The organism is Flavobacterium profundi (assembly GCF_006491645.1).
In the GTDB taxonomy this organism is placed as follows: domain Bacteria; phylum Bacteroidota; class Bacteroidia; order Flavobacteriales; family Flavobacteriaceae; genus Flavobacterium; species Flavobacterium profundi.
The window spans coordinates 1-13097 of sequence record NZ_VDCZ01000009.1 but is presented as its reverse complement, the minus strand read 5'-3'; the positions used below and the strand labels follow the sequence as shown (position 1 = coordinate 13097).

General features: G+C 32.2%; 8 protein-coding genes. 3 read left to right on the top strand and 5 right to left on the bottom strand.

Features of this window, described 5'->3' with window-relative positions; translation table 11 throughout:
• Positions 1–47: 47 nt before the first annotated feature.
• Positions 48–1169: a cysteine desulfurase family protein gene (locus FHG05_RS11900; RefSeq protein WP_140998254.1), complete on the bottom strand. Its 1122-nt coding sequence runs from the start codon at positions 1167–1169 to the stop codon at positions 48–50.
• A gap of 365 nt (positions 1170–1534) precedes the next feature.
• Here FHG05_RS11900 and FHG05_RS11895 point away from each other — a divergent pair, with 365 nt between their 5' ends.
• Both FHG05_RS11895 and FHG05_RS11890 read left to right on the top strand, forming a co-directional pair.
• The gene (locus FHG05_RS11895) at positions 1535–1948 is read left to right on the top strand and encodes a hypothetical protein (protein ID WP_140998253.1); all 414 of its coding nucleotides are present in this window, start codon (positions 1535–1537) and stop codon (positions 1946–1948) included.
• Between the two features lie 330 nt (positions 1949–2278).
• A complete protein-coding gene (locus FHG05_RS11890; protein ID WP_140998252.1) occupies positions 2279–2689 on the top strand; it encodes a hypothetical protein in 411 nt (136 codons plus the stop codon).
• Positions 2690–2766: 77 nt separating this feature from the next.
• Here the strand turns inward: FHG05_RS11890 and FHG05_RS11885 are convergent, their stop codons facing one another.
• The 4 genes from FHG05_RS11885 to FHG05_RS11870 form a co-directional block, all read right to left on the bottom strand.
• Positions 2767–4029, bottom strand: coding sequence for an aminotransferase class I/II-fold pyridoxal phosphate-dependent enzyme (locus FHG05_RS11885; protein ID WP_140998403.1), 1263 nt, complete (start codon positions 4027–4029; stop codon positions 2767–2769).
• 221 nt (positions 4030–4250) lie between these two features.
• Entirely contained in the window at positions 4251–5741 is a 1491-nt protein-coding gene (locus tag FHG05_RS11880) for an aminotransferase class V-fold PLP-dependent enzyme (protein ID WP_140998251.1), read from the bottom strand.
• Between the two features lie 124 nt (positions 5742–5865).
• Positions 5866–9639 (bottom strand): T9SS-dependent choice-of-anchor J family protein, encoded by a 3774-nt coding sequence (locus FHG05_RS11875; RefSeq protein WP_140998250.1) that lies wholly within the window; start codon positions 9637–9639, stop codon positions 5866–5868.
• A gap of 153 nt (positions 9640–9792) precedes the next feature.
• Positions 9793–12423, bottom strand: coding sequence for a valine--tRNA ligase (locus FHG05_RS11870; RefSeq protein ID WP_140998249.1), 2631 nt, complete (start codon positions 12421–12423; stop codon positions 9793–9795).
• A gap of 282 nt (positions 12424–12705) precedes the next feature.
• Here FHG05_RS11870 and FHG05_RS11865 point away from each other — a divergent pair, with 282 nt between their 5' ends.
• Complete coding sequence (locus tag FHG05_RS11865; RefSeq protein ID WP_140998248.1) at positions 12706–13089, top strand: DUF1573 domain-containing protein; 384 nt, start codon at positions 12706–12708, stop codon at positions 13087–13089.
• The last annotated feature ends 8 nt before the right edge of the window (positions 13090–13097 follow it).

The following is a 13097-nucleotide window of genomic DNA, read 5'->3' as shown; positions in this document are numbered from 1 at the left end:
AAAAGGAGATTCAATTGAATCTCCTTTTTTATTTATGAATACTATTTTTAAATCGTTTTTAAAACACTAATCAAATAATCAATTTCTTCTTTTGTATTGAAATGACTCATTGAAATTCTAATATTAGGCTTTTGTTGTTCCTCAGGTGATAGAAAAGCAGCTAAAACATGAGAAGGCTTACTACTTCCACTTTGACAAGCACTTCCTCTTGAAACAGCTATACCTTTCATATCTAAAGAAAACAAAAGCATTGCTGTTTTACTTTTATCAAAAGGCAATACAACGTTGATAATATTATAAAAAGTATGTTTTCCAATGATGGCACACTCAGGAAAAGCTTCTTTGAGTTGTACTTCACAATACTCTTTTAAATCTGAAACGTATTCTTTTTCTTCTTCTAACTTAGCATATGAAATTTCTAAAGCTTTTGCCATTCCTGCAATTTGATGAACGGCTTCTGTACCGGCACGAAATCCTTTTTCTTGTTCGCCACCATAAATCATGGGTTGTAATATTGCATTTTTTTTCATGTAGGTAAAACCGATTCCTTTTGGGCCATGAAATTTATGAGCAGTTCCTACTAGAAAGTCAAGATTCAAGGCATTCAAATCAAAAGGATATTTTCCTATTGACTGTACCGCGTCACATAGAAAATAAGCTTTGTTTTCTTTACACAATTGACCCATACGTTCAATATCAATCATTTCACCCGTTTCATTGTTCACATGCATTAAAGCCACTAAAGTAACAATCTCATCTTTTAAAAGCGATTCCAAATCAGAAAACAACAAACTACCCTCTTTTTGTACTGGCAGATATTCAATGGTTACATCATATTCTTTTACTAAAACTTCAACAGTATGTAAAGTAGCATGATGTTCTAAAGGAGAAGTAATAATCCTTTTTACCCCTAAATCCTTAATAGCATTTCTTAATATCCAATTTATTCCTTCAGTAGCACTTGAAGTAAAAATAATTTCAGACGCAGAAGCTCCAAGTAGCTTCGCAATCTTTTTTCTGGAAGATTCCATGCTATTTTTTGCAGATCTACCAAAACTATGTGATGAAGAAGGATTACCAAAATGCTCTGATAAAACTGATGTTATTTCTGCTATAACCTCTTTTCTTAAAGGAGTTGTAGCTGCATTATCTAAATATATTTTTTCCATAAAATAATATTAGTACAAAGATAACAAACTCATTTGAGTTCCATAAAACATCTAAACATTTTAAGTTTTTTAGAAACCCTTAGTATATTTTTTTAACATTCAAACTTCGCTTAATTAAGATTTTGTTAACATTTTTAATGAACAAACAAGCCTTTTGTCGGTAATATCACTTTTATACATAAAGTTTAACATTTTCGGCAAAATAGTTGTAAATAAAATTGAAAAACATCATTTACTTTTACTTAAGTTTTTAAAACATTAGTTACCAATTATTTACCTACACATTGTGCAAACATGTTTACACATTAAATAACATGAGGTCGCATTAACGTTCAAGACCATATGGAACAAAAAATAGCCCAAAAATGAAAAACTTTACATTTACATTACTAGTTGCCTTATTATATAGCCTAGGAGGTTACTCACAATGCAACGACGGAACAATTACGGGTTACTTTACTGTAATTTTAGGTCAACCTACCACTTTTACAGCTACTCCTGATGCGCAATGTGACAATTGCTATGATTGGGACGTAAACAATCATTATACTTCAACTGACAATCAAACCATTGGTACCTTAAAGATTGTTGGTACTGATACTAATAAAAGTATCGTAATAGAACCAACTGCTGTTGGTGCTTTTTCCCTTCAATTATCTTATATGGATGAAAAAGGATATCACACTGCATCATTTATGGGTAATGTTGTTAGCCCTACAGAAATCCTATCTGAAAAAACTCAGGTAACTTACGTTAAGGACAAAAAAACAAATAAGTAAGACAAACAACAAACAAACACTATAAACTAATAAACAACTATAAATAAATTTTCTTGTTAGAATGACCTCTTCCTACTGAGAGGTCTTTTTTTTTTACAATATTATTACAAAAACCCTTGTTTTATTAGACTTTTAAGCTTTTTACCGATAAAAACACACACTTAATCTTTGTTTTTTAACAAAAAAACATAATTATTTAAAATTATATTCCTATATTTATAAAAACAAATTAAAGATTTATTCAAAGTATTGTGGATTTATACTAGCACTTTAAAAAGTATGAGGTCGCAAAATGTTCAAGACCAAAAGGAACACTAAAACCCCAAAAAAATGAAAAAACTTATTCTTACATTAGCAATTGCAATTGGATTTTGCGCTACGGGTTTCTCTCAATCAAACAACGGAGCTATTTCAGGTTATTTTACAGTTATTTTAGGTCAAAGCACAACCTTTTCTATAAACAGTTTACAGGATTTTGATTCTTATCAATGGGATGTAAATAACAATTTAACCAATACTAAGAACAAAAAGAGCTTAGGAAGCTTAAAAATTATTGGCAACAATAATGAAAAAACAGTTATTATTGAACCTACTACCCTTGGAATTTTTTCAATTGAAGTAGTTTATAACGATAAAGATGGTTATCATACTGCAAGTTTTATTGGAAACGTAGTTAGTCCAACTGAAATTATGACAGAAGAAAGCATAACCGTATTGGAAGAATCTAAAAAGAATAAATAAATATTAAAATAAGTAAGGTTATTATAAAAAAGAGCTCTTATAAGAGCTCTTTTTTATAATTAAAATTATATAATTGTTTATTTTTCCATATCAACTACATTTGCTTCAGCTACTTTTTTATATGTACCATTATTCAATTTCTCACGAATGGCTTCAAAAGCAGTTAAAGTTTCTTCAATATCTCTCATAGTATGTGAAGCAGTTGGAATCATACGTAATAAGATAATTCCCTTTGGTATAACCGGATACACTACAATTGAAAGGAAAATATTGTAATTTTCTCTCAAATCATTAACCATTACCATCGCTTCAGGAATTGATCCTTCTAGATACACTGGAGTAACACAAGTATTCGTATCACCTATGTTAAATCCTTTTTCTTTTAAGCCATTTTGTAAAGCATTTACGTTTTCCCATAGTTTGTCTTTTAAACTAGGATTATCTCTTAAAAGTTGCAATCTTTTTAAAGCTCCTACTGTTTGAATCATTGGTAATGATTTTGCAAACATTTGCGAACGAAGATTGTATTTTAAATAATCGATAATGTCTTTATCACCTGCTAAAAAGGCACCAATACTAGCCATAGATTTCGCAAAAGTTGAAAAATAAACATCAATTCCATCTTGACATTCTTGTTCTTCACCTGCTCCAGCACCTGTTTTACCTAAAGTACCAAAACCATGCGCATCGTCGACTAATAATCTGAAATTGTATTTTTCTTTCATGGCTACAATTTCTTTTAACTTACCTTGCTGACCACGCATTCCAAAAACTCCTTCAGTGATAAATAAAATTCCACCACCCGTTTCAGTAGCCATTTTAGTAGCACGTTGTAAGTTTTTCTCCATGCTCTCCAAGTCATTGTGCTTATAGGTAAATCTTTTTCCCATATGCAAACGTACACCATCAATGATACAAGCATGAGCATCTACATCGTATACAATAATATCGTTTTTAGTAACCAAAGCGTCAATTGCTGACATAATTCCTTGGTAACCAAAATTCAACAAATAAGCCGCTTCTTTATTAACAAATGCAGCTAATTCTCTCTCTAATTGTTCATGGATATCAGTATGACCACTCATCATTCTAGCACCCATTGGATAAGCAGCTCCATATTGCGCAGCAGCATCCGCATCCGCTTTTCTTACTTCAGGATGATTGGCTAGACCTAAATAATCATTTATACTCCAATTTAAAATCTCTTTTCCATGAAATTTCATTCTAGGACCTAACTCACCTTCTAATTTTGGAAAAACATAATATCCTTCCGCTTGTGAAGCCCATTTTCCTAAAGGTCCTTTATTATTTTGAATTCTTTCAAATAAATCTTTTACCATAATATTTTTCATTTTGAAAACTCCGCAAAAATAAGAATTAAAATGAGTTTTTTAAATATATTAAGAAAGTAATATTAAAATTCATTTTTATTCTATTTTCTCTATAATTTAAATTATAAAATAAATACTAAAACTTTAAAATTTTTTACTACATTTGTTCCCGAATGCACAGCAATGTGGTTACACATTCACCGTAAAAGCTGATCGCTCCAGGTCGGCTTTTATATTTTAAACCAAGTCTCAATCATTTTTTCTTCACTTTTACTATCATTCACGTGCGTAAATTCATTAGTATGAGAATTATAGTTATATTCTTTTTTCCAATTCAAATGATTTGCTGCTAATTCCTTTATACTATTACACACATATTCAATTTCTTCATTAGTCGTTGTAGGATGTATTGACATTCTAATCCAACCTGGTTTTTTTTCTAAATCACCCGCAGAAATTTGGCAAACTATAGAATTAGATGTTTCCTGATCCACATGCAATAAATAATGACCATAAGTACCTGCACAACTACATCCTCCTCTAGTTTGTATACCGAATCTATCATTTAAAATTTTAACACCCAAGTTATAATGTAAGTCTGTTATATAAAAAGAAATAACCCCTAACCTATCTTTATGTTGTGGAGCAAGAATATTAATATTTGGAACATCTTCTAAGGAATTAAATATAATATCTGTTAACTCATGTTCCCGATCTAAAATATTTTGAATTCCCATTTCTTCTTTTAATTGAATGGCTAGTGCAGCCTTAATAACTTGAAGAAATCCTGGAGTACCTCCGTCTTCCCTATCTTCAATATTCTCAATATACTGATGATCTCCCCAAGGGTTAGTCCATCTAACCGTTCCACCACCTGGACAATCAGGAACATTATTTTTATATAAATTTTTATTAAACACCATTACCCCACATGTTCCTGGACCTCCTAAAAATTTATGAGGCGAAAAGAAAATAGCATCTAGATAAGCTTCTTTATCATTTTCAGGATGCATATCAATTGCTACATAAGGACCAGAACAGGCAAAATCAACAAAACACACTCCGTTGTTTCGATGCATTAATTTCGCTACTTCATGATAAGGTGTTTTTATACCAGTAACATTAGAACAAGAAGTTATAGATGCAATTTTAAAGCTTCTATCTTTATATTGTTCAAGTAATGCTTTGAAATTCTCCAAACAAAACAACCCTTCTTCATTAGCAGGAACAACTACAACATCAGCAATGGTTTCTAACCATGAAGTTTGGTTAGAATGGTGTTCCATATGAGAAATAAAAACAATTGGCTTTAATGCTTCTGGAAAACGTGTATATTCTTTTAAGTTTTCTGGAATTCTTAATCCTAAAATACGTTGCAATTTATTTACAACACCTGTCATACCTGTTCCATCAGTAATCAAAATATCATTTGTATTTGCATTTACATGATGTTTTATAATATGTCTCGCTTTATGATAAGCAAGTGTCATTGCAGTTCCTGAAATGGTAGTTTCTGTGTGTGTATTTGCCACAAATGGCCCAAAATGGTTCATTATTTTCTCTTCAATAGGTCTATATAATCTTCCACTTGCTGTCCAATCCGTATAAATAATTTTTTTATCTCCATAGGGAAATGAAAAGACTTGGTCCACACCAATTATATTCTTTCTAAATTTATTAAAATAAAGTTCTAAAGTTGTATCAGATTGGGTACTTAACATAAATTTTTAGTTTTCACAAAGATACATCTTTTTATAAATTGAAATAGCATCATTTGCACCGTAAACATATCAAACAAAAAAAGCTCCGAAAAAATCGGAGCTTTAAAATAAATAGAAAATATTTTTATTCTTTAACTACTTTTAATACTTGTGTTGTTCCGTCAATTACTACTTGAACCACATAAGTACCGCTATTTAGTTCTGTCATATTAATTTTAGCAGCTGTAGCATTTACTTGTTGATTAATCACTTGTTGACCAATCATGTTGTAAACGACAACAGATGTCATATTTGATGTATATTCTAAATTAAGAACATCTTTAACTGGATTAGGATAAGCCATAAAATTAGTCAAATCAAATGCAGTAGCGCTTAAACTTGCGTCATATACTGACACTAGGAATTCACCAAAGTTATCATTTCCATATTCCCATACTCTATAATATAATGTTTCTCCAGGCGTTCTACCAGTTACAGTAATCAGAGGATGGTCATCACCAGCTGAACTCGCAGAGTCATTACAACCCAATAATACCAATGCACCACATGTTCCACTATAAACTGCAGCTGCTGAATCTGTAATTCCACCAGTTTGTGTATTATTTTCAAAAGTTAAACTTCCAGATGCAGGAACCGTTACTTGGTACCATACATCACCTCCTTGATAAAATGCGCAACCAGGAGCAGTCTCTCCACTTGAAGCTGTAGCAGCAACGTTAGTTCCTACAACAGCGTTATCAGCAAATACTCCACCAGGTGTTAAAACTTCAGCATTAACACAATCATCATTTGCTGGAGGACAAGCAATGAAGTTATATGTTCCAACACTTACATCACAAACGTTATCCGATCCGTGTAATAAAGTTAATGTAACTGATGAACCGAATGCATAAGGACCAGCTTGAACTACTCCAGTAGCAGTCACAGGCCAAGTTGCAACTCCATCAGTTAAAGATGGTGAACCACTACCTAAACCAGTTACATCTACATTAACAACATACTCTGATGCATTACAATCTTCAACTACTGTAACGGCACCAAAAGTTGGAGGTGTACAACTAGCAGCAACAATATTAATTGTAAAATCTAACGTAACACCATATGTATCACTATAACATGGATCAACTGAAGTTAAATCATCAGCTGTTACTATTCTCATTCTATGTGTACCAAGAGGTGCAGCACCAGGCATTACAAATGAAGCGTTATAAGTTGTAGGATTAGCTGATAATGATTCTCCAGTAAATACTACTTCACCTGCATCATTGAAATCAAAATCATCATTAAAATCAATCATGATATAAGTATTATATGTATATCCTGTAGCAAAAGTTATCTGCACATTATTACTAATACCTTGAGCCATATCTACACTAGTAGCAGTATGATCATAATACGTTACATCTGGAGTAACGAAGTTTGTAGTTCCTAATTGTACATTAGTAATTCCAGAATTATCATTACTTGTAGGGTTAGAAACACAGTAACATCCAGTAGCTACAGTTGTAAAACTTACTTCAGAACAACCAGTAGCATCACCAACTACATTGTAAGGAGTTATTGTAAAATAATATGCAGTATTAACATCACCTTGATAGTTATATGTTAAAGTTGACCCTAAATCAACATTATCTAAAATATCGTTTCCACCTGTTGTGGTTCCCAAAGTAATTTTATAACCATCAGCTCCAGTAACAGCATCCCAATTTAATACGGTTGCATAGTTACCACAAGTAGCATCTATCGTTGCAGCAACGTTTGTTGCACATGCTGGAGGCGTAGTAGGAAGAACTTCCCATCTTATGTCATCAATAAGTACACTATAAGCTAATGCACTACCTACTCTTAAAGCGAAAGTAACATCTCCTGAAGGCATACCACTTGGTACTGTAATAAAATCTTGAGGAACTGATGTACTATTTGTAACTATTGAAGAAATAGACACAAAAGAAGTTGCATCACCAGGAGTAGTTAAATAACCTAACTCTATTGTTTCTCCTGCCGTGAAATTACCTCTTACTTTCATATTCATTCTATGTGTACCCGCATCAGCATTACTCACAGGTCTCATTGACACTACCGCTTTAGCAGTTGCACTACCATACATATATAAGTTTCTACTTCCTGAAATACCTGTACTTCCCTGAGGGTAAGCACTTCCTGCTGTACCAACTTTAGCCCAACAAGATGGAAATGTACTTCCAGTTGTTGCTTCAAAGTCTTGTACAAAATCAGTAGTACTTACACATAATGTTCTAAAATTTAATGGCCCTATCCAAATACTTTGCTCTGTTGGAGAGCAATACGCACGAACCCAAACTTCGTAAGCAGTATCTGGTGTTAATGAACTTTCTGAGAACATTACATCTCCCACAGAGACACCTGAACCCGTTGGTTGACCAGCTCCTTGAGGTTGTAAAACATACTCATAATCAAATTGAACTCCTGAAGGGTCATTCCATGATACATCGACAGAATTAGAAGTAATATTAGACGCTACTAACATCTCAGGTTCCACACAAGGAGGAATATCTTCTACAATTACATTATCAACATACAATCTCCAACCATCTAAACCACCATTAGGAACATGCCATGCTATATAAACATTACCGGTATATGCAGATAAATCTAATTTCACTTCTTCGTAAGCAATATTACTATAACTTGTATTTGGAACTAAAACCGTTGTAAAACTAGCAGGATTATTATCAGTAGTTGATAATAACAATTCATAGTCATTTGGCTCACCATCAGATTGAACCCTATGATGATACTTTAATCTTTGATTTCCTGTTAATGTAATCGCAGGAGAAATTAACCAATCATTATTTGCCCCAGCGTTATAATCTGTATATATCATGGCAGATTGATTTCCTTCAAATGGATTCGAAGTATAATTCAAATCCCATGTATCAGCATCAGCATTTACATTTAAAACTGTCCAACAAGCTTCTGTAGTTGAATCTGAATTAAAAGTCTCCGTAAATGGTACAGCAAAAGCAGCACATCCAGTACGGAAAGCATACGGCCCACTCCATGAACTTTGAGAACCACCACAATCAGATTGAACATAAAACTGATAATTCGTATTTGGAGTCAATCCAGTAACAGTATGACCATTTAAAACACCTGTATTGGTTGTACCAGATCCTAAAGTAAACCCAGATACTCCATACTCTACATTCCAAACTGTAGCTGTTCCATTTTCTGTCCAATTTAAATTGGCAGTTGAAGAAGTTATCCCAGAAGCGTTTAAAGCATTTGGCGCAATACAACTTGGTGGAACTCCATCAATATAATTGAATTGAATATTAGGTCTGTTATTATTTGTTGAACCTGTATTCACACCACAAGCTGTTCCTCCATCAACTCTATAATATCTTGATCCATTTGTTACAGAAGTAGTGGTTCTAACTTGACCGTACGGACTTACATATGGATTAGGACCATCTGAACAAATTTCAATAACAATATTATCAATTCCGTTCCAAACAAAATTAGTATCAAAATTTATCATATCGAATACTCCTTCTGCTGTAACTGTTGGATTATAGTTGAACGCGTTTTTAACAACTTGCGTTGCATTTACGTTATGAGTAGCTGAATTTGTAGCTGAAGTATGTCCCATTTTTATGGTATATCCCAATAAATCTCCACCTGCATAATCACCAGCAATTGAAAATCCTAATGCAGTTATTTCATCATTAGGAGTTAATGATGCGCTCAATTCAGCGGCTGTATATACAACTTGATATCTAAAAGCATTATAATAACCATCAATAGGATCACTATCAGTACTTGATGTAGTGGTTGTAGCGGTTCCAATTACTAAAGTTTGGGAATTTACATTCCAAAAAGTTAGTAAAAATAAAAGCCATAAAGTAATTTTTTTCATAAGATATTAATAATTTGTTAAGTTATTGCTAATATAATTAAAATAAATACACTCTTGGTTTTATGATTGCAAATATCGATAAAATGCATAAATCATCGACAAAAAGAAAAACCTCACTTTGTAGTGAGGTTCAAAATATAATTTTAAAACAATTTATTTTAGGTTAATCAAGCTCTGTTCCAAAGTATTAATTTTAGCTAAAGCGTCTGCTTCTTTTTTACGTTCACTTTCTACAATTTCAGGTTTAGCATTGGCAACAAATTTTTCATTTGACAATTTCACCTGAACACTTTTCAAGAAACCTTGCATATACTTTAACTCCTCTTCAAGTTTATTTATTTCGGCATCTAAATCAACATTTCCACCAACTGGTATGAAGTATTCATTAGATTTTACTCGATACGATAGAGCTCCATTTACTTGTTCTGTAATATAACTTAAATCAGCCACATTCCCTAACTTCATTATGATGGTATCAAAATAGTTTGTTACTTTTTCATTATTAAGCACCTTTAAATCTATTGTTTCTTTAAAAGGTATATTTTTATCTTTACGAATGGTTCTAATACCAGAGATTACATCAGCTGTAAATTCAAAACTAGTTAGTAATTCTTCATTGTAACTTTTAATTTCTGGCCATTTTGCAATTATTAGAGCATCTTCAGGAGATCTCTTAGCAATATGCTGCCATAATTCCTCTGTTAAAAACGGCATAAATGGATGCAGCAATTTCAAATTAGTTTCAAACATTTCAATGGCTTTATTGAAAGTTATAGTATCAATTGGTTGTTGATATCCTGGCTTTATCATTTCTAAAAACCAAGAACAAAAATCATCCCAAACCAATTTATAAATGGTCATTAGTGCATCCGAAATACGGTATTTATCAAAATTGTCTTCAATTTCCACCAATGCTTTTTGCAACTTGGCTTCATACCAATCAATGGCTACTTTTGAAGATTCTGGTTGCTCAACTTCAGCAACTTCCCATCCATCAATTAATCGAAATGCATTCCAAATTTTATTTGCGAACCCTTTTCCTTGATTACATAATTCTTCATCAAATAAAATGTCATTACCTGCAGAAGAACTTAACAATAATCCAACTCTTACTCCATCAGCTCCAAAAGCTTCTATTAATCCTAAAGGTTCAGGAGAGTTTCCTAATGACTTAGACATTTTACGTCCTTGTTTGTCTCTAACCAATCCCGTTAAATATACGTTAGAAAATGGTTTTTTACCCGTATATTCATATCCTGCAAAAATCATTCGGGCTACCCAAAAGAATAAAATATCGGGACCAGTAACTAAATCATTAGTAGGATAATAATATTTAAACTCTTCATTTTCGGGATCCAACATTCCACCAAAAACAGAAATGGGCCATAACCAGGAAGAGAACCAAGTATCTAAAGCATCTGGATCTTGCTGTAAATCTGATTTTGTTAATTCAAAATTACCTGTTTTCTTTTGTGCCAATAGTAAAGCATCATCACTATTTTCTGCAACTACAAAATCTTCTTTCCCATCTCCATAATAATAAGCAGGTATTTGTTGCCCCCACCATAATTGACGTGAAATATTCCAATCTCTTATATTTTCTAACCAATGACGGTACGTGTTATTAAAACGAGACGGGTGCAATTTGATCTCATCAGACTCTAGTACCGCTTTAATAGCTGGTTTTACCAATTCGTCCATTCTTAAAAACCATTGATCTGACAACCTTGGTTCAATTACTGCTTTGGTTCTTTCAGAAGTTCCTACATTATTCACGTGATTTTCTACTTTTACTAAAGCGCCTATAGTTTCTAATTCTTTTTCAATTGCTGCACGAACATCAAATCGATCTTTACCTTCATAATGCAATCCAAAAGAGTTTAAAGTAGCATCTTCATTAAAAATATCGATAATTTCTAAGCCATGTTTTTCACCTAATGTCTTATCATTTACATCATGCGCAGGAGTTACTTTTAAGCATCCTGTACCAAATTCCATATCTACATATTCGTCGAAAATGATTGGTATTACTCGGTTACAAATAGGAACAATTGCTTTTTTCCCTTTCAAATGGAAATAGCGTTCGTCTTCTGGATGAATACAAATTGCCGTATCTCCTAAAATAGTTTCAGGACGTGTCGTTGCTATAGTTACATATTCATTGCTACCTTCAATTTGGTAACGTAAATGATATAATTTACCTTGCCTTTCTTCATAAATTACTTCTTCATCTGATAATGTAGTTTTAGCTTCAGGATCCCAATTTACCATTCGGTATCCGCGATAAATCATATCTTTATTATATAAATCAACGAAAGATTTTATTACAGAAGCACTCATATCTTCATCCATAGTAAATTTAGTTCTATCCCAATCACAAGAACAACCTAATTGTTTCAATTGCTCAAGTATGGTGCCACCATATTTATCAGTCCAATCGTAAGCATGCTTTAAAAATTCTTCTCGAGTTAAATCTGATTTATCAATACCTTCTGATTTTAATTTAGCAACAACTTTTGCTTCAGTTGCAATAGAGGCGTGATCTGTACCTGGAACCCAACATGCATTAAACCCTTTTAAACGAGCACGACGAATTAATACATCTTGAATAGTATTGTTCAACATGTGTCCCATGTGTAATACTCCTGTGACGTTTGGTGGAGGAATTACAATGGTATATGGTTCTCTATGATCTGGTGTAGAATGAAAATAATTATTTTTCATCCAGTACTCATACCATTTTTTCTCTACCTCTTTTGGATTAAACTGTGCTGGAATTGCCATTATTGTACTATTTTATATCGTTTTTAATTTATTCTATTTAAAAAATATTTATTATAAATTCAAAATTTCTAACACTATTTAGTCATAGTATTAAACCAAATTCTAAAAGAACTATAAAAACTTTAAAAAATTTAAGTTAACTAAGTTAATTTTGAGTTTGGTATTGTTTTTGTAATTAACTGATTGCAAAAGTAACGATATCAGCCAAAATAAAAAAAGGTATTTTATTTGTTCTTTGCAAGAAAACAATTATTTTTACATAAATCATTAATATTAAATATAATGAAAAAATTATTTGGATTTTTATCGTTTCTATTAATCAGTTTCATTTCCTATGGTCAAGATGGTCCTAAAATTGAATTTAAACAAGAAACGATAAATTATGGTGAAGTTGTTAAAGGAGAAGATGATGGTATTCGTGTATTTGAATTTACCAATACTGGTAATGCTCCATTAATAATAACTGATGTAAAATCGAGTTGTGGTTGTACTGTTCCTACTAAACCATCAGAACCTATTATGCCTGGAAAATCAGATAAGATTATAGTAAAATACAACATGAATCCTGGCCCTATAAGTAAAACTATAACCGTTGAAAGTAATGCTGTAAATAAATTAAATGGTGTAGTTCCCTTACGAATAAAAGGAACAGTAATTGTTAAGTAATAAAAAAA